This is a genomic window from Pseudomonas moraviensis subsp. stanleyae (assembly GCF_036283065.1).
Classification (GTDB): Bacteria; Pseudomonadota; Gammaproteobacteria; order Pseudomonadales; family Pseudomonadaceae; genus Aquipseudomonas; species Aquipseudomonas stanleyae.
Map to the genome: position 1 here is coordinate 329,561 of NZ_JAADJI010000002.1, position 20,529 is coordinate 350,089.

Genomic DNA, 20,529 nt, shown 5'->3' on the forward strand with positions numbered 1-20,529 from the left:
TTCCTTATTGAGGCGGGGCCACATCAGGCGTGGGGGTTTGCAGGAGCCGGTACACCAGGGGCAGGCACATCAGCCCGCCGAACGCGGCCCAGAGAGCGAAGAATTCCAGACGGCTGCCGCCACCGATGGTTGCAATCAGCGAACCGCCGAGCCCCATGACGGCAATCGAGATCATGCCGGTCAGCGCCGAGACCAGACCTTTGCTGTCATCACTGGAAAACAGCGCCAGGCGATACACCGCGGCGTTGCTCATGCCCAGCCCGACGGCGTACACAGCCAGGCTGGCGACCACCAACCCCAGTCCCGCGCCGAGCAGTGCGCAGACCGCCAGCAGTAGCAGACCCAGGCAGAACGGCCACAGCGCCAGTTGAATCAATTGCTGCAATGAGTGGGTTTGCAGCAAGCGGTCAAGAATCAGATTGCCGGCAATGACCGCCGAGAACACCGGGATCTGCCACAGGCCATATTCCAGCGGCGACAGTTCCAGCACCCGCACCAGCAGCAACGGCGCCAGACCGATCCAGGCGATCAGCGGCAGACTCATCAGGCCGAGCGCCAGGCTGGCGCAGAGGAAACGCGGGTTGCCGAACAATGCGCCGTAGCGCCGGGAAGTGAGGCGCCAGGAAAAGGGCACTCGGGCCGTTCGCTGACCATCGCGGCGCTCGACGCCGACGGTTTCCGGCATCCACAAGAACAGACCGAGCCAGACCAGCGCCGCAACGAATCCAAGCATGAGAAAGATTTCCCGCCAGCTCAGCCATTCCAGCAACACAATCCCCAGTAGCGGCCCGAGCAGCGGCGACAACAACGCTACATTGCCGAGCAACGCCATCAGCCTGACGGCGTCGGCTTCGCAAAACACCTCCTGCAACGCCGGGTAGCTCACCGCGACGACAAATCCCAGGCCCATGCCTTGCAACAGTCGCAACAGGTTGAACGCTTCAATACTGGCGGTGAAAAAGGCTGCCGCGCAGGCCACGCCGAACAGCGCGCTGCCGTTCAACAACAGTGGCCTGCGGCCGAACCGATCGGAAAGGGGCCCGAGCAACCATTGCAGGCAAACGCCACCCAACAGATAAAGATTGAATGCATGGGGAACATGCCGCGCGTCCGCCTCAAGGTCGGTGGTGACGTCGAGCATCGCCGGCATGATCACGTCGCTGGCCATGTAGGTGAGCAGCTCGAAAGCGGTCAGCGCCAGACAGAATCCTGCGACCTGTCCGGGGCCGATGTTTATAAGTGTTCTCTGCATGAACATCCCTGTTTATCAGTTGTAGGAAGTTCGCAGAGCCTAGGCGCAGAGGCGTTACCGACCTAGCCGTTTGCTGCGTCAGCAGATTTCAAAAACTTACGACATGTTTAAAGAGTTGGCGCAGCGCAAAAAACGTTTACCTGACTGCCATGGCGGGCAGAACAACAATGCTCGCGACAGCGCTGGCATTGTTTGCGGTATATCGACCGGGCGGGCCTTGTCTCGAGTTGGGCGGCCATGCAGCCAAAAACCTTCAGCGGCGGTAACATGAGTTCCCGTTTGCCCCGACGCATCCCCGTAATCCGGAAAGCCCATGGCCTGCAAACGGAAACAATTCAACGTTCCAGGAAACCGCAATGACCCAGAAGCAACGCTTGATTTATTCGATTCTGATCGCCCTGTCCGTCCTGGCGATCATGCTGGGCCTGTCCTGGCTGCAAAACGCCGGCATGATCACCGAGAAGACCTTCCAGTACGTCGCGATTGGCGTCGCCGTGGTTGTGGTGGTGATCAACGGTGTGATGCGCCGCAAGGTCAAGCCCTGACGGCGAGCACTCATGGCCTCATTGGTGGCCTCAATCGTGATTGAGGACCGCTGCAGCCTGCGGGTGCAGGCTGTAACTCTTGTCGGCGTTGAAGGTGATCACGCCTTCGGCGCACAAGCGTTTAAGCACTTCGCGGACGCTGAGAAAGGACAACGGCACGTCCAGGTCGAGCAACTGGCTATGCACACCACGTACGCCGAGGCGACGATTGCTCTGTGCCGCCACGAGCAGGGCATCGATGACTTTCAGGCGAATCAGGCTGGTGCGCAGGCCGAAGCTTTTCAATAGAACGCGGATACGCTCATTGCCCGGACGCTCGCCGCGCTGGGCGAAATTGCCGGTGTGCGAGCTCATGGAAACGCCCTGTGGCGTCTGGCTACCGTCCGATGGTAGTTGCGAGTTGTACATGCGATTACTCCTTTTCAGAGCCAGATCGGGAAAGGTTTTGTTGCGCTCTCTAAACAAGACGTTTCAGCACGACAAATCATGAAAGAAAAGATGTAGAAATTTCGTCGCTAATTCGTCTCGGCCTTGTGATACCTGCATTGCCTTGATGGGTGGCCGGCTAAATTTTTTTCCCCGGCTTCGTTTCTTCGACAGGCTCATTGCGCGTGGACGCAGGGGCAATCGACCTTTCGATCAGGAGCGAGCGTGATTATTTCCAGGCAACTCACCGGGCTGGCCCTTGCCGGCACCTTTTTCGGGCTGAGCCTGTCGGCCCATGCGCTGAGTCCGGCTGCGGACACCCGCGCCGATATTCGCCGCACCAGTTTTGGTGTGCCGCACATTCGTGCCGAGAACGAACGCGGTCTGGGTTTCGGCATCGGTTACGCCTACGCCCAGGACAACCTGTGCCTGCTGGCCAACGAGATCGTGACCGTCAATGGTCAGCGCTCGCGTTATTTCGGTCCGGAGCAGTTCACGGTCGAGCAACGGGAAAACCGCGTCAGTGATGTGTTCTTCACCTGGCTCAATACTCCTGAAGCGGTGGAAACCTTCTGGCAGGCGCAACCGGTTCAGGTCCGTGACTTGGTCGAGGGCTATGCCGCCGGGTACAACCGCTATTTGGCCGAACGCCGTCAGCAAGGGCTGCCGCCACAATGTCAGGGTGAATGGGTACGCGATATCGGTGCCGCGGATCTGGTCAGACTGACGCGGCGCCTGTTGGTGGAGGGTGGGGTAGGGCAGTTCGCCGAAGCCCTTGCCGGCGCGACACCGCCGCAAGCTACAGCGCAGATCGAGCGCGACGCCCAGGCCTTTCAGTTGGCCGACGCACGTCAGCAGCGTTTCGCCCTGGATCGCGGCAGCAACGCCGTGGCAGTCGGCAGCGAGCGCTCCTTCAACGGCCGCGGCATGCTGCTGGCCAACCCGCATTTCCCTTGGGTCGGAGGGATGCGCTTCTATCAGATGCACCTGACCATCCCCGGCAAACTCGATGTCATGGGTGCTGCGTTGCCGGGCCTGCCGATGATTAATATCGGCTTCAACCAGCATCTGGCCTGGACCCATACCGTCGATTCATCGAAGCACTTCACGCTGTATCGCCTGCAACTCGATCCAAAGGATCCGACTAGGTATCTGCTGGACGGCAAGTCGCTGCCGCTGAGCAAACAGACGGTCACCGTGCAGGTCAAGCAGGCTGACGGCCAGCTCGTACCGGTGACGCGCGACATCTATAGCTCGCAGTTCGGCCCGATTGTGCAATGGCCCGGCAAGCTCGACTGGGACAAGCAATTCGCCTACAGCTTGCGCGATGCCAACCTGGATAACGATCGCGTACTCAAGCAGTGGTACGCGATGAACCAGGCCAGCAATCTCAAGGATCTGCAAAACGCAGTGCACAATATTCAGGGCATCCCGTGGGTCAACACCCTGGCGGTGGATGACAAAGGCCAGACGCTGTACATGAACCTGTCGGTGGTGCCGAACGTCAGCGCGCAAAAACTGGCCAAATGCAGCGACCCACGCCTTGGTCTGCGCATGATTGTCCTCGACGGTTCCAACAGCGATTGTGCCTGGGACATTGACCCGCAAGCGGCGCAGAAGGGCATATTTGCGTCCAGCCAGTTGCCGCAATTGCTGCGCAAGGATTTCGTTCAGCATTCCAACGATTCCGCATGGCTGGCCAACCCGGCGCAACCGCTCACCGGCTATTCGCCGCTGATCAGCCAGGACGGCCAACCGCTGGGACTGCGCTCGCGATTCGCCCTCGATCGCCTGAGTGATCTGAGCAAAAAAGGCACGCTGGCGGTCAAGGATCTGCAGCACATGGTGATGGATGATCAGGTCTATCTGGCTGCGCAGGTCATGCCCGATCTGCTGAAGTTCTGCGAATCCGGTCTGGGCAGCGATGCCACGACGCTGAAGCCTGCCTGCACCAGCCTCAAAGCCTGGGACAGCCGCGCCAATCTGGATTCCGGGCCGGGTCTGGTGCATTTCCAGAACATCATGCAAGCGCTGCTCGAAGCGCCGGAGATCTGGCGCGTCGCGTTCGATCCGGCCGATGCGCAAAACACCCCGCGTGGTCTGGCAGTCGAGCAACCGGCGGTTGCCAAAGCGCTGCGCGAGGCGATGCTGGCGTCGGTCGAACTGACCGGCAAAATGGGCCTGAAAGCAGACACGCACTTGGGCGACATTCAAGTGGTCAGCAGCGGCGGGCGGCAAACGCCGATTCATGGCGGGCCGGGTACCCTGGGCATCTACAATGCGATGCAAAGCGTGCCCCGCGATGACGGCAAACTTGAGGTGGTCAGCGGCACCAGTTATCTGCAAGTGGTGAGCTTCGACGAAAAGGGCCCGCATGCCCAAGGGCTGCTGGCGTTCTCGTTATCCAGTGATCCGGCGTCGAAATACTCGCGCGATCAGACTGAGGCGTTTTCGAAGAAGCAGTGGAGTGTCCTGCCATTCACTGAGCAGCAGATCAAGGCGGATCCGCACTACCAGGTGCAGACCATTCAGCAGGCACAGGATCAGGCAGGAAAAGTGGCCGCGCAGTAACAACTGTCATAGCCTGAAACAAACGAAGGCCGCCTCCCGCAAGGGACGCGGCCTTCAGCTTTTCGGCGGGCGCTGCGGCATCGAGTTGATCACCGGATTGCCTTCCTTGTTGCGGGTCAGGTAGACCGGCAGCACTTTCGGCAGGCTGTTGGCGAGGTTGTTCATCTCTTTGATGTTGTAGACACCGCCCACGCGGATCGCGCCGGTGCTGGTGTCGGCGAGCATCAACGGCTTGTCGAGATAACGATTGATCAACGGCAGGGCGTCGTGCAGCGCGAGGTTGTCGAGTATCAAGCGACCGCTGCGCCACGCCAGCGAGGTGTCGCCTGGGTAGGTCTGGCTGATTTGCGGCGTGTAATCGCCATGCCGGTAGCGCGCCTGCATCGAAGGACTCAGGCGCAGGCCGTCGCCCGGCAGATCGCGGTTGCTGCTGACCAGCACCGAACCTTCGAGCAGATTGACCCGCACCTGATCTTCGTACATCCACACGTTGAACCGGGTGCCGGTCACGCGGATCCTGCCTTCGCCGGCACGCACCACGAATGGATGCCCGGTGTCGTGACTGACGCTGAAAAAGGCCTCGCCCTTGTTCAGGGTGACGCGACGTTCGTGTTTGTAATTGCTGAAGGTCAGGTCGGTGTTGAGGTTGAGTTCCAGCTGGCTGCCGTCACTGAGGGTGACCTGACGCACACTGTCGGTGGCGGCGTAATGCTGATAACTGTTGGGCAACCAGCCCAGACTCCAGCCGCTGTAGGCTGCGAGCGGCAGGGCGAGGGCGCAGGCCCCGGCAATGACCGCGAACCTGCGCCACGAACGCAATGGCTTGCGTTGCGCGGCGAGCTCACCCGGCTCGGTGCGCGGCAGGTCCCCGGCGACTTCCCAGATTTCCTGCATGGCTTCGTATTCGAAAGCATGCAAAGGATGCGCATCGTGCCAGGTTTCAAAAGCGCGACGCTCCTCGTCCGTGCAGTCAGCAGCATGCAGGCGCATGCACCACTGCGCGGCGGCATCGGTGATCGCATCGTATTCGGCTTCCGAGAGAGTGTCTTGGGTCATTGACTCGTCCTGATTTCGCTCATTCTAACCTCGCCGGCAGGCTGCCGAGAACATCCGTCATGGCATTTACCCATCAACGTGGAACTTATTTTTCCCTGTGGCACCCAAAAAAACAGGAAGCAACTGCCTACTATCCATAAATGGAGTGAAAAAATGATCAAAAAGACATTCGTAGCCCTGATTGCCACCGCCGGTTTGCTCAGCGCCGGTGCTGCCCTGGCGGACAAGCCAGGCGCTGGCTGGATCACCATCGAGAAAGCCATCGAAGTTGCCAAGACCAAGGCAGGTTATGTCGAGGTCTATGAGATCGGCGCCGACAATGACGGTTACTGGGAAGGTGAAGGGCGCAAGGCCGATGGCAGTGTCTATGAGTTCCGCATCGACGGCGCCTCGGGCAACGTGTTGCGCGATCAGAAGGATTAACTGCTCGTAATCCCTCACTGACTTTTGTCATGAGCAATGCGCTGGTGTCATGCCAGCGCATTTTTTTCCGCTTCATGGCGACGTTGCTGAGGATCCCGCCTTGTTTGAAACCGGTGCCGGTAACGGTATGGCTGACACAAGCGGGTCGAGCTGCTGGCCCAATTCGCAGATGAGCAACGCGATCGAGTCGGCGTTGGCCAGCATGACGTCGATGCGTGCTTCTGCGGATACAGCACTGCGGAACGCTCGACGTGCGTCTGCAAGGTTGTGGCTTTTGGTAAGACTGAGTATTCGTTTGTAATCTTCGGCACGCGACGGCACCTGATCCATGTCAATCCAGGCATTATTGTCGCTTGTCACTGCGAACAGACGCGACAGCTGGGTATGGCGGGACAATGATCGTCGCTGACGGTCAAGACTATCCTTGACACTTTGTCCCCTTGCCGTTGTCGTGTCGATCATTCTTGCGCAAGGGCCCATTGCCTGTAAATGGACCAGATCGTCACTGTCGCAAACCAGATGCGAAAGTTCGTGGATCAGCGTGACCGCCCGTGCATGGGAGTCAACGTTGTACCGGAACGGTAAGAACTCAGTGTACGCGTCCATCCCAGGATTGAAGAACAGCTCAGTGAGGTGGATGATTCTTCGTTTGTCCTGTTTGAACACAAACGCGACGGTAGTGTCGCCAGGGATTGCGTTCAAACCAGCGAAAAAGCGCTCAGTGTAGAGCAGGTCATCTTGCGGGTTTGTCAGCTCGCAACAGAGAGGAGTAATCACCTTCTCCAGTTTTGTGAGGATCATGGGCGTTATCCGAGAGACCTCAAAAAACTCTTTCAGCACCGTCTCCACCCGTGTGCCGCCCAGATTGTCGCGATGTACAACGAAGTTGTGCAGACAATTGACTGCGTATTCTCTTGCACGGTTTACCGCTTGCTGTATCACGAAAGCCCTCGCCGGATAGCGACGGTTGATCTGGGCCATACCTCTCGCCTGGATATGCATCTCGATTGAGCGGTTTTGCTCGATTTCGTGTTGAACAGGGTCACGTTGTTTCGATCGGCAGCGATAAACCGTCCGGGCGGCGCGTACCACGACAAGCCGGGATTCTTTCTCCTCAAGTGCCGGCCCCCGGCCGCCGTCTTTTTTGCGCAAATACCAGCTTTTCCCGGCCTGCACGACGGGATACACCTTGCCAGCAATGGCTGCGTATTTCTGCGATGTCGACGAATCGCCATAGACCAGGTTGCCGGCGTCAAGCTTGAGATTTTCCAGCGCCGTGCTGGTTTCAAAAGGTTGCAAGTCGACGCGAGTGGGTGTGACGGGTGGCGCTTTTGCCCAACGCGAGGCTGTTTTTACCGTCGTGTCGGTAGCCGTGTTTGTCTGCGCATCAGCGACGAATTCGGAAGCTGCCGTATCCGCCTCGGTTTCCCAGGACAAGCGCCCCAGGCTGAACAGGGAGATTGCCCCCGCGATAAAGCTTTTCAGGGCTTTCGCCCAATGGTGATCCTGAAGGTCTTCAGCGGACGCCTTGAAGTCCTGGTAGCTTTGCCACAGAAAAAACAGCGAGGCGAGTTTTCCCGGCAATAAATTCGGCACCAGGCGGACGCCATGACTGAACAGACTTTTTGCCGCCTCCCAATCCGCTTGAGCATTGATCTGTGGCTGGCTACGCAGCAGTTGCGGCAGAAGTTTCAGGGTGTCCTTGTGCAACTGTTCGAGCACGTTGCCATTGATGGGGCTGCCCTTGAGCGTGATTTCACTGGCTTTGCCGATAGTGGTTTTCAACAGACTCTTGAACACCGCCTGCTGAGCGTCGGGCAGACGTCGGATGATCAGATCCTGAAAATGCCCGGGGGTGTTCAACGCATCGATCACCTGCGCTTCGTTCTCGAACTCGCGAAATACATACTTGGAGTAGGGCGCATAGAGGACCCGGGGGCCTGTTTGCCCTGCGCCGGGACCGAAGACATACAGCCCGAGCGTGTCGACGCAATCAGCGCCTGCGGTCTTGACCAACGATAACGGGTAGACGGTGGCGTGAGCCCCCTCGACCGTGGCTCGCGCTATCGCGTCCGGCATGTCGAGAACCTGGCAAATGTAATCGTAGCCGGTAGCCGAAAGTTGTTGTTGCAACTTCATCGAATGGGCGTGCTGCATCAGTTGCCAGGGCAACTGGCGCAAGAACCGTTCTTTGCTGATGCGTGCAGACGCGCTGTCGGCTGACAGCGCTGCGGTCACTTTCGCGGTGTAGGTTGTGGCCACGTCAAGAGATTGCAGGAGTTGCCGCACGGCGGACTGGGCAAAATTTTTCGGTAACGCTGTGGCTGTTTTCGAGGCCACTTTGAATCCGCTGCCCTGCACGACGTTGTAGTGATGCAAGGCAAATTCCAGCAGGTCGCAGGCAGGGCCGGCCAGTGTCAGATTCGGGGTAATCCGGATGTCCTGTGGCTTGAGCCCGTTGCCTGGGAATCGGGCGTCGAGCAGGGTTTTCAGCGTCTGCTCGATGTAAGTGGCCAGCGGCGGGACTTCCGCGAGGAAATCCTTGCCATCGACAAAGGCGTGGCGCAGTTCATCCAGCAATGCGAGTTGCGTGCGCTGCTCCGTTGCCGGGGCCATGCGCAGCCAGTCGGGATAGTCCAGGTGACTGGCAAGGGTTCGTGCAAGATCTACGGCGCGACGCAGATTGGTATCGATAACAGCGTTTTTCATTTGCTCAAGGTAGGTTTGCAGCGTGTCCTGGTCCCTGATACAGACGCGCAGTTGTGCAGACTCAGCCAGGAACTGTTCAATGGCCGACTGCATGCGATCGCGGGACACACTGCCCTCAATCAACTGAAAGCTGCCCAAGGTGTATTGCTGGTCGAGTCGATGTTGCGCCGCAGGCAGATTGTCCAGCAGCGTGTGGCTCTGATTGTTGTCGTCCAGCCGTTGCTGCAATTGTTTTTGCGCGATAGCCATATCGGCGAACAATTCCAGGCCCAGAGCCGGTGTCCACAAAATGGCGCGTCCGGAGTGCGCGACATCCATGCCGCCGCGCTCGGTCAGGAGCACGCAGTGAGCGAGCGGCAGCGCACCTTTGAACTCGGCACAGGTGAGGGTGAGCGACCAGGCATCCGGGCGAAAACCATTGAGTGACTGGCGATCGCGGCGGGTCGGATGCCTGGCATCGAACACCGTGTCGACGATCTTTCGCTCGGCCTCCAGCCATGATCTGTCGAGGCTGCGCATGTCTGCCTCAGCCCGTATGCCTTCCTCGAACGCCTGCGCGAATTTCCAGAGAATGCCCTCCAAAAAGGCGCGCTGTTCCGCGCCGTTCGCGGTCGGCTGGTCTTTGAAGTGGCTGGTCAGATTGTCCAGCGTTCGTCCCAGACTCGTTGCCTGCTGTGTCGCCTTGTCGGCCTGCACCCGTGACGATGGCGGGGTACTGGCAAACAACGGCCGGGTACTCCAGCGCTGATTGACGTCCAGCTTGAGCAACCGTTCATGAATCATCGAGCGGATATCCAGCGCCTTGTCGAACAGTGCATGGATGTCGTTGCTGCGCTCGCTCTGACGAAAGCGCCGCAGTACGAATTCAATGTTCTGGCGTTGTTTGGTGATGATCGCCTCGAACAGCGTCGTCATGATCTCACCGCCAATGTTTTCCCCGGATACCTGTGCGTTGGCGAAGCCAAGGTAGCGATTGCGCTCTTGCAGATTCATCAACCCGTACAGCTCGTCTTCGTGTCCGGCCGCCCGCAGTTTGGCGGTCAGCGTCTGTTTCAGGTCGGCATAATTGGTGAGGACTTGCAGGCCTTGGCTGGGGGTATAGAGATAAGCCTTGTCATGATTGATCATCAGCGAACCGGCGAGCTCGACACAGGCTGTCTCCTCGCTCAGACACACGGTTTCGAACGTTGGCCGCCGTACTGCAACGGTGGGCTCACGGACCACACTGTGCAGGGCGGCGAACTCGCTGGCGGTGAGGATCTGCGTTTCGCGCTTGATCATCAGATCCGCTCGGGCCTGATCCTGTACCGTCTGGCTGAAGAATGTCCGTCTGGCCGAGCCCTCGAATGAAGCGCCATTCCAGTACACCTCCATTTGTCGAAACAGCAGCATGGCCAATTTGCCCGATGCGAATGTGATCGCAGTTGTCCACGCCGACTGGTCATCTTCGCGGAACGAACGAGCGGGATGGCTGAATTCAACGGTCTGACCGTGCGGCCAGCCCTGACGGTGAAAATGCAGCAGCAAGGCTTCACTCAGCGACAGCGAATCGACCCACCGTTTCACGTCAGGGGACGTAGCTGCGTAGAAACCGACCCGGGTCAACGATTGTTGAACCTCGCCAAAATGCGGTTGTAGGAGTTCGTCGAGAATATCTTCCAGCAACGTTGCCAGCGATGGCAGGCGCTTGAGCTCGTCCAGCAGGTCGCGGGCGCTCCTGTCCAGGGAATCACCGATTGCCGATTGCTGGTCGTCGAACACATCACCTTCGATTGTTTCGCGGGTCAGGGTGATTGCGCTTTTTTCCACCAGTTCCTTGCGCTGTGAAACCGTGAGGAAAGCCAGCAGGTCATCTCGTTCTTCGGCATTCTCGAGTCGCGCTTGCAAGGCGTCGGTCAGCGCGTGGTGATCATCGAATTTTTTCAGGCCGTCGTAGGGCGTGTAAAAAAATACGCCTTGGTCATCCGCCTCGGTGCTGAGTATGAAACTGCCGGCCAGAGGCACGGCCAATTGCTTGTCGGCGTTGAGCAGGATGCGTTCGGCCAGCATCGGCGGGGTTTGTTTGTTGCGCAGCGACTGTGTAGCGAGTTGCGCGTGCATTAGCCAGGCGAAGTCTTTGCTGTCGAGACCGTGCGCCGTACCCAGTTCAGCATGCAGGCCGGGTGAATCGAATATGTCTGGAAACAACAGCGGGACAGTCGGGGTGGACATCATCGGGGCTCTGATCGGGACGCCTTGGGGCGGGGGGGCAACGATAGAGCCTGGGTTCAGGGCATTTGCGGTACATGGTTACCGCACGCGTCGTCTCCAGTTATGCAGGCAGCAGCGTCGGTCACTCCGGGAAACGACTCAAGGGTTGACAGTAGGCAGCCGGGACGGGGTTAATCGGCGGGCAAATTCGACCGTACGCTGTTGTTCCCTCCAATAATCATTCTGGAGCTTCAGATGTCTGCGCTACACGATAATGGCTCGTCCTCGTTAACTCTCGACGCACTGACGCAACTGCTTGAAACGATTTTTCTACGCCACGGCACTTCCAGCGAAGTGGCCCGGGTACTGGCCGCCAACTGCGCCAATGCCGAACGCGACGGCGCTCACAGTCACGGCGTGTTTCGCATCCCCGGTTATGTCTCGACGCTGAAAAGCGGCTGGGTCAATGGCCATGCCGTGCCTCAGGTCGAAGACGTCGCGCCCGGGTTTGTCCGCGTCGATGCCGGGAATGGTTTCGCCCAGCCAGCGTTGGCAGCGGCCCGGTCTTTGCTGGTGGAAAAGGTCCGTCATGCCGGGATCGCGGTGCTGGCGATTCGCAACTCGCATCATTTCGCCGCATTGTGGCCGGATGTCGAGCCTTTCGCCGACGAAGGTCTGGTGGCGCTCAGCGTGGTCAACAGCATGACCTGCGTGGTACCCCATGGGGCTGACCGGCCGTTGTTCGGCACCAATCCGATTGCCTTTGCCGCGCCAAGGGCCAACGCCGCGCCGATTGTGTTCGACCTGGCCACCAGCGCCATTGCCCATGGCGACGTACAGATCGCCGCGCGCAAAGGTGAAAAACTGCCGGCAGGCATGGGCGTTGACAGCCTCGGCCAGCCGACGCAGGACCCCAAGGCGATTCTCGAGGGCGGGGCGTTGCTGCCGTTTGGCGGTCACAAAGGCTCGGCGCTGTCGATGATGGTCGAGCTGCTGGCGGCGGCATTGACCGGCGGTAATTTTTCGTTTGAGTTCGACTGGTCCAAACATCCTGGCGCGAAGACCCCATGGACTGGCCAGCTATTGATCGTGATCGACCCGAGCAAGGCAGCAGGGCAGAGTTTCGCCCAGCGCAGTGAAGAGCTGGTGCGGCAGATGCACGGGGTCGGGCTCAAGCGTTTGCCCGGGGATCGGCGGCATTTGCAGCGTGCCCGCTCATTAGCGCAGGGCATCGCGCTGGATGAACAAACGTTGGGGCAGTTGCGGGAGTTGGCGGGGGACTGAGTTTGCACAAGGCATAAAAAAGCGAGCCCCAAGGCTCGCTTTTTTTGTGGCGCTGGAACTCAGCGACGGCCGAGCAGCAGGCCCACCACCAGGCCGAAACCTGCGGAGATGGCCACGGTCTGCCATGGATGGCCGCCGATGTAGTTCTCGGTGGCCTCAACGGCAGGCTTGGTGCGGTCGCGCACGTTGGATACCGAATCCAGCGCCTGCTGCAATTTCTGGGCGATTTGTGCACGCAGCGTTTCCGCTTCTTCGCCTACCAGTGAAGCGCTGCTCTTGAGCAGTTTGTCCGATTCTTCGATCAGAGCCTGAAGCTCGCTGAAAGCCTGATCCTTGATTTGCTCTTCGGCTGCTTGCGAGGCGGTTTTACGGGCCATTGGATGACTCCTTGCAGGTGAATGGACAGTGACCAATGGAGTGTAGCGGCCGGCGAAAAGTTGCATGTCATTCGTGCATAAGGGAAAAACCTGCACCGGAGATTTCCGCCGAGCGTGTAAGATGTCGCCATTTTACGCAGCAGGATAAATCCCCATGAGTTTCAATCTGGCCGACAAATCCCTCGCAGAGCGCGCAGCGCTGGAAGACGAGAAATCCCGTCTGTTCGAACTCTGGCAGAACAATCTGGGCAAAGCCAAAGGCGAAGCCGCGCGTCTGTTTGGCGAGCGCTCCAAGCGCAAGGGCAAGTGGGCCGAATGGGTCCGCGCCGAACTCGACGGCATGTCGCCGCCGGAGTTCGCCAACATGGTGCGCAGCGAAGTCAATCGCCTGATGGCAGCGAACAAGTAAAGCGCATCACCCTTGGCCGAACGTGGCGGCAATCGCCTCGCGAACCTTGACCAGCACCGGATCGATCTGCGTGCTGGTGCGCCAGCCCAGTTCCACCGGATAGCGCGGCAAGGCCAAGGGGCAGGGCAGCAACGCCAGCCCGCTCAGCGCGGCGATGCTTTGTGCGGCATGCGCCGGGATGGTCGCCACGGCTTGGCTGCCCGTGAGCAGGAAGGGCAGCGCGGCAAAGTGCGTGGTCGAGGCGCACACCCGGCGGCTCAGTCCTACAGCCGCCAAGCCTTCATCGGTGATGCCGATAAAGCCGCCCGACGACACCAGAATGTGCTCGCGGGCTACGAACTCCTGCAATTCGATCTGCTGTTGGCCCGGCGCGAGACTGGCTGGATCGACGAGGCATGCATAGCCACCTTCCCCCAACACCTGACGGCTGAGCAGGCGCTCGGCAAATCCGCCAGCAGTGATCGCCAGGTCGATGCTGCGCTCCATCAACGCACGGGCGACGATCTGGCTGTGGGTCTGGCGGAAGATCAGTCGCAGTTTTGGCGCGCGGCGGGCGATTTCCCCGATCAAGCGGCGGCCGTAGGCAATTTCAAAATCATCTGACAGACCAATAGCTACCGAGCGACCCTCATACTGATTGGCGGCAGGATCGAGCATCGCCAGGCTTTGCCGGCATTTGTTCAGCGCATCGCTGATCACTGGTTTCAGCTGGTTGGCCTGCAAGGTCGGCGCCAGGCCGCGCCCGGTGCGCACGAACAATTGATCGCCATACACCTCGCGCAGGCGGCGTAATGCCGCGCTGACTGCCGATTGCGTTACGCCAAGGCGCAGGGCGGCGCGGCTGGCGCTGGATTCCTCGTGCAGCGCTTCGAAGACTTTGAGCAGGTTGAGGTCAATGTCGGCGATATTCATTTGGCTCATATCATTCAGCAGTGGGCAGGGCTTTATTCATGATCGCGTGGCGCTGGAGAATCAGCAACACCTGAACCTGATGGAGTAAACACCATGCCAAAATCGATTGTTGCCGCGCTACAGATCGGCGCCTTGCCCGGTGGCAAAGACGAAACCCTCAAGCAGATCCTCAGTTGGGAGGACGCGATCATTCAATCCGGCGCTGCGCTGGTGGTGATGCCGGAAGCGTTGCTCGGCGGCTATCCGAAAGGCGAGGGTTTTGGCACCCAGTTGGGTTATCGGCTGCCGGAGGGGCGTGAGGCCTTCGCGCGTTATTTCGCCAACGCCATCGATGTACCCGGCGTCGAAACCGAAGCGCTGGCCGGTTTGTCAGCGCGCAGCGGGGCCAATCTGGTGATCGGTGTCATCGAGCGTGCCGGCAGCACGTTGTATTGCACGGTGCTGTATTTCGACCCGCAGGCCGGGCTGACCGGCAAACACCGCAAGCTCATGCCCACCGGCACCGAGCGCCTGATCTGGGGCAAGGGTGACGGCTCGACGCTGCCAGTGTTCGACACCCAGGTCGGCAAACTCGGTGCGGTGGTCTGCTGGGAAAACATGATGCCGCTGCTGCGCACGGCGATGTATGCCAAGGGCGTTGAGGTCTGGTGTGCGCCGACCGTGGATGAGCGCGAGATGTGGCAAGTCAGCATGCGTCACATCGCCCATGAAGGCCGCTGCTTCGTGGTCAGCGCTTGTCAGGTGCAGGCCTCGCCGAATGAATTGGGTGTGGACATTGCCAACTGGCCGGGCGATCGGCCGTTGATTGCCGGCGGCAGCGTCATCGTCGGGCCGATGGGCGACGTGTTGGCAGGGCCGTTGCGTGGCGAGGCGGGATTGCTCACGGCGCAAATCGACACCGATGAACTGATCCGTGCGCGCTATGACTACGATGTGGTCGGCCACTATGCGCGGCCGGATGTGTTCGAGTTGAGCGTTGACGAGCGGGCGAAGCCGGGGGTGCGGTTCAACTCCTGATCTTCGGGCTAGTAGAGAACCTGTGGGAGCGAGCCTGCTCGCGAAGACCTAGGCACCTTCAATATTGGAGTTGCCTGAACCACCGCTTTCGCGAGCAGGCTCGCTCCCACAGGGGGTGTGTGTTGTTCTGCTGACTGGGTCCGCTGACTACCAGGTCGCCGCACTCGCCTTGGGCAAGCTCAACTTGCCGCTGTCGGTAAAGCGCATGGTGCCAAACAACCCGCCGGCCAGCTTGCCGCGCAGCACGTAAGGCAGGTTATCGAGGCTTTGCGTCTGGCTCAGGCCCAGGGTCTGGCGCAGGAACGAGAACGCCGAAACGCTGACCGGCACCGTGACAATCGCTTCAGAGAAACGCGGTATCGAGCCACTCTGATCGCTTACGCCCGAGGCCAGGGAATGGCCGTTGACTTCAAGATCCAGGGCGATGCCGTTGTAATCGATCGCCGTCTCATTGGGATTCTGCACGCGCAGCTTGATGGCGAAGCGCACTTCCAGTTCCTGACTCGGCAACGGTTCGAGGCCGACCACGTTGATGTTCACCGGGTCGCGGTTGGGAAATAGCGCGCAGGCACTGAGCGACAACAGCAGGAGCGACAGGATGACGGCGTGGACGCGGCGCATAGAAATCTCTCGACAAAAAAGGGCTGAACCGTCGCCGGCGCAGCCCTTTTTGCCAAGGCCCGACGTCAGCGGTTCAACTGTGCGACAGCCGCCGCCTGGCCGGGTTCAGCTTTGGCGGTTACATCGGGATTTTCCATAACCTGCAGAATCGAGGCTTCCGGGTCGAAATCGTCTTCTTCCAGCTCGATGAATTCTTCCGGCAGGAAGATGTTCAGCACGATAGCGCACAACGCACCGACGGTGATCGGCGATTCGAAGATGTTGCGCAGCGCCTGCGGCAGTTCCCGCAACACTTCCGGCACCGCCGCGATACCCAGGCCCATGCCCAGCGAGATCGCCACGATCAGCATGTTGCGTCGATGCAGGCCGGCTTCGGCGAGGATCTTGATCCCGGCCACGGCGACGGTGCCGAACATCACCAGCTCGGCGCCGCCCAGCACCGGCTTCGGCATCAGTTGCAGCACCGCGCCGATCATCGGGAACAAACCGAGCAATACCAGCAGGCCGGCGATAAAAAACGCCACGTAACGGCTGGCCACGCCGGTCAGCTGGATCACGCCGTTGTTCTGCGCGAAGGTCACCATCGGCATGCTGTTGAACACCGCCGCCATGGCCGAGTTGAGACCATCGGCGAGCAGGCCGGATTTGATTCGGCGGATGTACAGCGGGCCTTTGACCGGTTGCCGCGAGATCATCGAGTTGGCGGTCAGGTCGCCGGCCGCTTCCAGCGGTGACACGAGGAAAATCACCGCCACCGGCACGAACGCCACCCAATCGAAGTTGAAGCCGTACTTGAACGGCACCGGCACGCTGACCAGCGGCACCTCGGGCATCGACGCGAAATCCACCGTGCCCATCAGCCAGGCCACGACGTAGCCAAGGGTCAGGCCGATGACGATCGCGCCCAGCCGCAGGAACGGCACGTCGACGCGGTTCAGCACCACGATCGTGCCGATCACCAGCGCCGCGAGAAACACATGGCTGGCCGCGCCGAGATCAGGCGCACCGAAGCCACCGGCGATGTCGGTCATTGCTACTTTGATCAGCGACAGGCCCATCAGCGTAATGATGGTGCCGGTCACCACCGGGGTGATCAGCATGCGCAGCTTGCCAATGAACTGGCTGAGCACCACTTCGATGAACGCTGCGAAAAAGCACACGCCGAAGATCGTCGAGAGAATTTCGTCAGTGCCACCGCCACGCGCCTTGACCATGAACCCGGCACTGAGAATCACGCTGATAAAGGAAAAACTGGTGCCTTGCAGGCAGAGCAGACCGGAACCCACCGGGCCGAAGCGCTTGGCCTGGACAAAGGTGCCGAGGCCGGAGACGAACAGCGCCATGCTGATCAGGTAAGGGATCTCGCTGTGCAGACCGAGGGCGCCGCCCATGATCAGGGTCGGGGTGATGATGCCGACGAAACTGGCCAGTACGTGTTGCAGCGCAGCGAATACGGTGGCGGTCAGGTGCGGACGGTCGTTGAGGCCGTAGATCAGGTCGTTGTTGCGCGGGGCTTTATCGGAGGCGGTCATGGTCAGGTGCGCGCCGCGAGGCGGGGCCGGGTCAGAAAATGGCTGCGCAGAATGCCGCAAGCCGGCGGTGAGGGCAACGAGCAATAACTGCCTGAAAGGTCAGGTTTTGGCGGCCGCAGTGCTCCCACAATGATCGTCCACGCGCGTTGATCAGCAATGGAAAAACGCCCATGGCATACTCCCGCGCATGACTTTCGACTCCCCCCTCAATGCCTGGCAGCACGCCGTTGACCACAAGGGTTTCATCCAGGATGAAGCCCAGGAACACGCGGTCTGGGCCTTGCAAAAATGCCATGAAGCCTTGCACACCGGTGCCCGTTCGGTCAGCGGCGTGTACCTGTGGGGGCCGGTTGGGCGCGGCAAGACCTGGCTGATGGATCAGTTCTACCTGAGCCTGCGCGTGCCCGCACGGCGTCAGCACTTTCATCATTTCATGGGCTGGGTGCATCAGCGTTCGTTTCAACTCAGCGGCATCGCCGACCCGTTGCGCGCATTGGCCAAAGAGCTGGCCGCCGAAGTGCGCGTGCTGTGTTTCGATGAACTGTTCGTCAATGACATCGGTGACGCGATCATTCTCGGTCGGCTGTTTCAGGTCATGTTCGACGAAGGCGTGGTGATCGTTTGCACGTCCAATCTGCCTCCGGATGATCTGTATGCCGATGGCTTCAACCGTGATCGATTTGTCCCGGCGATTGCCGCGATCAAGGCGCATATGCAGGTGGTCGCGGTGAATGGCGCCGAAGATCATCGCTTGCATCCGGGGGCGGTCATACAGCGCTACTTTGTCAGCGCGGATGATTCGCGAGGTACGCTGGATGCGGTGTTTGAATCGCTGCTTTGCGGTGGAATCGCCAGCGCAGATCCGGTCGCCGTGGGCCATCGAATGCTTAACGTGGTACAGGCCAGTGAATCAGTATTGTGGTGCCGTTACAGCGATCTGTGCGAACAACCTTTCGCCGCCATGGACTTCATCGCCCTGTGTGATCGCTACCGGGCTATTCTGTTGAGCGAAGTGCCGAATCTCAGCGCACAGAAGCGCGAGGGACGCATCGCACGCGGCACCGAGGACGGCGCCGAGCGCGTGGCCGCCGGCGACCGGGAACTGCCGCAATTGTCGGTGCATGACGACGGTGTGCGCCGCTTTATCGCGCTGGTCGACGAGTGCTACGACCGCAAGGTGCCGCTGTACGTCGAGGCGGCTGTAGCGATGGAGGCCTTGTATACCGAGGGCTACCTGGAATTTCCGTTCCGTCGCACCCTCAGCCGTTTGCAGGAGATGCAATTGCAGCGTTTCGCCGACGCTTGAAGGAAGAGGGCACCGACATGAGCCAACCGCTGTCCCATCATTTGCTGACCATGGCCTACCAGAATGCCTGGGCCAATCATCGCCTGGCCAAGGCCTGGAGCCAGCTCGACGCCACCGAGCTCGCCGCGCCACGGGTGAGCTTCTTTCCGAGCATCCGCCTCACGCTGAATCACATCCTCACCTGCGATTGGTTCTACGTCGACGCACTGGAGCGCGAATTGCGCAGCGACGAGCCGCACCCGGATTGCTACGTGTTCTTCAATCAGGACGAGCCGTTTACCGACGCCGCCACGCTGCGTGAAGAACAGGCACGCGTCGATCGCCGGCTGATCGCTTATTGCGAGCAACTGCGTGATGCCGATCTGTCGAGAATCGTCACCATCGCCCGTGACACGCCGCAACATGACAGCCGCCTGCGCATGCTCTCGCATTTGTTCGAACACCAGATCCATCATCGTGGCCAAGTACACGCCATGCTCAGCGGCACGACGGTGAAGCCACCGCAACTGGATGAGTTTTTCTGTGCAGGGGAAAGCGCGTTGCGCGCTGAAGACTTTTTGGAATTGGGCTGGACGGAAGAACTTGTATGGGGCCACTGACGCGAAAGATCGCAGCCTCGTTGCACTCGTCAGCTCCTACAAATAACTGTGTGTAGGAGCTGACGAGTGCAACGAGGCTGCGATCTTTTGATCTTGAGCTTTTCAAGTTGCTCACTCCACCTCACCCGAGCTAATGTCCCCCTCAGCCTTCCAGCAAGCACCTTGCGCGCCGGGGCTTTTTGCTTATCGGGGATGGAAATGGATTTCGCAGACATACTCGTACTTCAGGCCAGTTACACCAACCCGGTTCACGCCGAAGCCGTTGGCATCGTGCTTAACCACTATGCCGAGGACCCCATGGGCGGCGGTCATTCCCTTGACCCAGACCTGCTGCGCCGTCTCCCCGAAGAACTCGCTCGCCGCCCGCATGCTTTCAGCGTGCTGGCCTTCGTCGGCGGTGAACCGGCAGGGCTGGTCAACTGTTTTGAAGGCTTCTCGACTTTCGCCTGCAAACCGCTGGTCAACGTTCATGACGTCGCCGTGGTCGGTAAATTTCGCGGCCTGGGACTTAGTCAGAAAATGCTGCAGAAAGTTGAAGAGATCGCCCGTCAGCGGGGTTGCTGCAAAATTACCCTGGAAGTGTTGGAAGGCAATGCGGTGGCGCAGGGTTCATACCGCAAATTCGGCTTTGCACCGGGGATGTTCAATCCGGATCACGGACGAATGCTGTTCTGGATAAAGGATTTGCAGGCCTGAAAAGCCCCTCACCCTAACCCTCTCCCGGAGGGAGAGGGGACCGACCGCAGTGACTGATCGAGATACACCGACCTGAAACATCGAGCCGAACTCAGGTTTGAAAAGCGCAAAATCGGCTCCCTCTCCCTCGGGAGAGGGGACTGATCGAGGTGTTTGAACCAGATATGCCGACCTGAAATGTCATGCCGAAAGCAGGTTCTGAAACCACGTAGATCGGCTCCCTCTCCCTCGGGAGAGGGCTGGGGTGAGGGGCGAATTCACTGCTGATCATGAGCCGGACACATATCTGCCTGACCATAAAAAAAGGCGCCCCCAATCAGGGCGCCTCAACTGTCATCTCCCGGGCCAGAGCGGAGCCACGGGAGGTCCATCGGTTGCTCGATAAAACTCAGTCGCGATAAGACTCGGTCACCTGCGCCGTCTGGTCAGCAGGGACGTGAATTTCTTTCGCGCCGACATCGGCCTTTTGCTCGCCTTGCGCGTGCTGGACCGGGAAATTGTCGTAGTAATAACGCATGCGCTCGGCACCGCCTTCGGCGAAGGCGCTGGTGGAGCCGAGGGTGAGCAGGGTGGTGAGGATGATTGTGCTGGTTTTCATGTTGCC

At 59.8% G+C, this 20,529-nt stretch carries 18 protein-coding genes; 9 read left to right on the top strand and 9 right to left on the bottom strand.

Annotated features, from left to right (window positions below; genetic code table 11):
• Positions 1–4: 4 nt before the first annotated feature.
• Positions 5–1,252, bottom strand: a complete 1,248-nt coding sequence (locus GXB78_RS03935; RefSeq protein ID WP_329514386.1) for an MFS transporter — start codon at positions 1,250–1,252, stop codon at positions 5–7.
• A 356-nt stretch (positions 1,253–1,608) separates the two neighbouring features.
• Between GXB78_RS03935 and GXB78_RS03940 the strand changes: the two genes are divergently transcribed.
• Complete coding sequence (locus tag GXB78_RS03940) at positions 1,609–1,797, top strand: hypothetical protein (protein WP_016770563.1); 189 nt, start codon at positions 1,609–1,611, stop codon at positions 1,795–1,797.
• Between the two features lie 30 nt (positions 1,798–1,827).
• Here the strand turns inward: GXB78_RS03940 and GXB78_RS03945 are convergent, their stop codons facing one another.
• On the bottom strand, positions 1,828–2,205 hold the full coding sequence (locus tag GXB78_RS03945; protein WP_329514387.1) for a fe2+ zn2+ uptake regulation protein: 378 nt from the start codon (positions 2,203–2,205) through the stop codon (positions 1,828–1,830).
• A 243-nt stretch (positions 2,206–2,448) separates the two neighbouring features.
• Between GXB78_RS03945 and pvdQ the strand changes: the two genes are divergently transcribed.
• Entirely contained in the window at positions 2,449–4,794 is a 2,346-nt protein-coding gene (gene pvdQ, locus GXB78_RS03950; protein ID WP_329514388.1) for a bifunctional acylase PvdQ, read from the top strand.
• Positions 4,795–4,848: 54 nt separating this feature from the next.
• On the opposite strand, the gene GXB78_RS03955 is transcribed toward pvdQ, so the two are convergent.
• A complete protein-coding gene (locus GXB78_RS03955; RefSeq protein WP_329514389.1) occupies positions 4,849–5,850 on the bottom strand; it encodes a FecR family protein in 1,002 nt (333 codons plus the stop codon).
• Between the two features lie 153 nt (positions 5,851–6,003).
• Between GXB78_RS03955 and GXB78_RS03960 the strand changes: the two genes are divergently transcribed.
• On the top strand, positions 6,004–6,273 hold the full coding sequence (locus GXB78_RS03960) for a PepSY domain-containing protein (protein WP_329514390.1): 270 nt from the start codon (positions 6,004–6,006) through the stop codon (positions 6,271–6,273).
• 72 nt (positions 6,274–6,345) lie between these two features.
• On the opposite strand, the gene GXB78_RS03965 is transcribed toward GXB78_RS03960, so the two are convergent.
• The gene (locus GXB78_RS03965; RefSeq protein WP_329514391.1) at positions 6,346–11,193 is read right to left on the bottom strand and encodes a dermonecrotic toxin domain-containing protein; all 4,848 of its coding nucleotides are present in this window, start codon (positions 11,191–11,193) and stop codon (positions 6,346–6,348) included.
• 234 nt (positions 11,194–11,427) lie between these two features.
• Here GXB78_RS03965 and GXB78_RS03970 point away from each other — a divergent pair, with 234 nt between their 5' ends.
• On the top strand, positions 11,428–12,456 hold the full coding sequence (locus tag GXB78_RS03970) for an Ldh family oxidoreductase (RefSeq protein WP_329514392.1): 1,029 nt from the start codon (positions 11,428–11,430) through the stop codon (positions 12,454–12,456).
• Between the two features lie 59 nt (positions 12,457–12,515).
• Here GXB78_RS03970 and GXB78_RS03975 read toward each other — a convergent pair whose 3' ends face one another.
• Positions 12,516–12,833, bottom strand: coding sequence for a DUF883 family protein (locus GXB78_RS03975; protein ID WP_329514393.1), 318 nt, complete (start codon positions 12,831–12,833; stop codon positions 12,516–12,518).
• Between the two features lie 154 nt (positions 12,834–12,987).
• On the opposite strand from GXB78_RS03975, the gene GXB78_RS03980 reads away from it, so the two are divergent.
• Positions 12,988–13,242 carry a hypothetical protein gene (locus GXB78_RS03980; protein ID WP_003224595.1) on the top strand — a complete coding sequence of 85 codons (255 nt, stop codon included), beginning with the start codon at positions 12,988–12,990 and terminating at the stop codon, positions 13,240–13,242.
• 6 nt (positions 13,243–13,248) lie between these two features.
• On the opposite strand, the gene GXB78_RS03985 is transcribed toward GXB78_RS03980, so the two are convergent.
• The gene (locus tag GXB78_RS03985) at positions 13,249–14,163 is read right to left on the bottom strand and encodes a LysR family transcriptional regulator (protein WP_329514394.1); all 915 of its coding nucleotides are present in this window, start codon (positions 14,161–14,163) and stop codon (positions 13,249–13,251) included.
• Between the two features lie 84 nt (positions 14,164–14,247).
• Here GXB78_RS03985 and GXB78_RS03990 point away from each other — a divergent pair, with 84 nt between their 5' ends.
• Entirely contained in the window at positions 14,248–15,171 is a 924-nt protein-coding gene (locus GXB78_RS03990; RefSeq protein WP_329514395.1) for a carbon-nitrogen hydrolase family protein, read from the top strand.
• A 147-nt stretch (positions 15,172–15,318) separates the two neighbouring features.
• Here the strand turns inward: GXB78_RS03990 and GXB78_RS03995 are convergent, their stop codons facing one another.
• Entirely contained in the window at positions 15,319–15,792 is a 474-nt protein-coding gene (locus GXB78_RS03995; protein ID WP_073474543.1) for an LEA type 2 family protein, read from the bottom strand.
• A 65-nt stretch (positions 15,793–15,857) separates the two neighbouring features.
• Positions 15,858–17,324 carry a nucleobase:cation symporter-2 family protein gene (locus GXB78_RS04000; RefSeq protein WP_329514396.1) on the bottom strand — a complete coding sequence of 489 codons (1,467 nt, stop codon included), beginning with the start codon at positions 17,322–17,324 and terminating at the stop codon, positions 15,858–15,860.
• A gap of 187 nt (positions 17,325–17,511) precedes the next feature.
• Here GXB78_RS04000 and zapE point away from each other — a divergent pair, with 187 nt between their 5' ends.
• The 3 genes from zapE (at position 17,512) to GXB78_RS04015 (ending at position 19,925) form a co-directional block, all read left to right on the top strand.
• Entirely contained in the window at positions 17,512–18,630 is a 1,119-nt protein-coding gene (zapE, locus tag GXB78_RS04005; RefSeq protein ID WP_329514397.1) for a cell division protein ZapE, read from the top strand.
• Between the two features lie 17 nt (positions 18,631–18,647).
• A complete protein-coding gene (locus GXB78_RS04010; protein WP_329514398.1) occupies positions 18,648–19,229 on the top strand; it encodes a DinB family protein in 582 nt (193 codons plus the stop codon).
• Positions 19,230–19,427: 198 nt separating this feature from the next.
• Positions 19,428–19,925 carry a GNAT family N-acetyltransferase gene (locus GXB78_RS04015; RefSeq protein WP_329514399.1) on the top strand — a complete coding sequence of 166 codons (498 nt, stop codon included), beginning with the start codon at positions 19,428–19,430 and terminating at the stop codon, positions 19,923–19,925.
• A gap of 388 nt (positions 19,926–20,313) precedes the next feature.
• Here the strand turns inward: GXB78_RS04015 and GXB78_RS04020 are convergent, their stop codons facing one another.
• On the bottom strand, positions 20,314–20,523 hold the full coding sequence (locus tag GXB78_RS04020; RefSeq protein WP_329514400.1) for a hypothetical protein: 210 nt from the start codon (positions 20,521–20,523) through the stop codon (positions 20,314–20,316).
• Between the last annotated feature and the right edge of the window lie 6 nt (positions 20,524–20,529).

What these genes read in the sequence shown, in the direction of transcription:
- GXB78_RS03980 (WP_003224595.1), top strand. Translation starts at nt 12,988, where the DNA reads ATGAGTTTCAATCTGGCCGACAAATCCCTCGCAGAGCGCGCAGCGCTG.
- GXB78_RS03960 (WP_329514390.1), top strand. Translation starts at nt 6,004, where the DNA reads ATGATCAAAAAGACATTCGTAGCCCTGATTGCCACCGCCGGTTTGCTC.
- GXB78_RS03945 (WP_329514387.1), bottom strand. Translation starts at nt 2,205, where the DNA reads ATGTACAACTCGCAACTACCATCGGACGGTAGCCAGACGCCACAGGGC.
- GXB78_RS03940 (WP_016770563.1), top strand. Translation starts at nt 1,609, where the DNA reads ATGACCCAGAAGCAACGCTTGATTTATTCGATTCTGATCGCCCTGTCC.
- GXB78_RS03995 (WP_073474543.1), bottom strand. Translation starts at nt 15,792, where the DNA reads ATGCGCCGCGTCCACGCCGTCATCCTGTCGCTCCTGCTGTTGTCGCTC.
- GXB78_RS03965 (WP_329514391.1), bottom strand. Translation starts at nt 11,193, where the DNA reads ATGTCCACCCCGACTGTCCCGCTGTTGTTTCCAGACATATTCGATTCA.
- GXB78_RS03955 (WP_329514389.1), bottom strand. Translation starts at nt 5,850, where the DNA reads ATGACCCAAGACACTCTCTCGGAAGCCGAATACGATGCGATCACCGAT.
- zapE (WP_329514397.1), top strand. Translation starts at nt 17,512, where the DNA reads ATGACTTTCGACTCCCCCCTCAATGCCTGGCAGCACGCCGTTGACCAC.
- GXB78_RS03990 (WP_329514395.1), top strand. Translation starts at nt 14,248, where the DNA reads ATGCCAAAATCGATTGTTGCCGCGCTACAGATCGGCGCCTTGCCCGGT.
- GXB78_RS03975 (WP_329514393.1), bottom strand. Translation starts at nt 12,833, where the DNA reads ATGGCCCGTAAAACCGCCTCGCAAGCAGCCGAAGAGCAAATCAAGGAT.
- GXB78_RS04000 (WP_329514396.1), bottom strand. Translation starts at nt 17,324, where the DNA reads ATGACCGCCTCCGATAAAGCCCCGCGCAACAACGACCTGATCTACGGC.
- GXB78_RS03970 (WP_329514392.1), top strand. Translation starts at nt 11,428, where the DNA reads ATGTCTGCGCTACACGATAATGGCTCGTCCTCGTTAACTCTCGACGCA.
- GXB78_RS03985 (WP_329514394.1), bottom strand. Translation starts at nt 14,163, where the DNA reads ATGAGCCAAATGAATATCGCCGACATTGACCTCAACCTGCTCAAAGTC.
- GXB78_RS03935 (WP_329514386.1), bottom strand. Translation starts at nt 1,252, where the DNA reads ATGCAGAGAACACTTATAAACATCGGCCCCGGACAGGTCGCAGGATTC.
- GXB78_RS04015 (WP_329514399.1), top strand. Translation starts at nt 19,428, where the DNA reads ATGGATTTCGCAGACATACTCGTACTTCAGGCCAGTTACACCAACCCG.
- GXB78_RS04020 (WP_329514400.1), bottom strand. Translation starts at nt 20,523, where the DNA reads ATGAAAACCAGCACAATCATCCTCACCACCCTGCTCACCCTCGGCTCC.
- GXB78_RS04010 (WP_329514398.1), top strand. Translation starts at nt 18,648, where the DNA reads ATGAGCCAACCGCTGTCCCATCATTTGCTGACCATGGCCTACCAGAAT.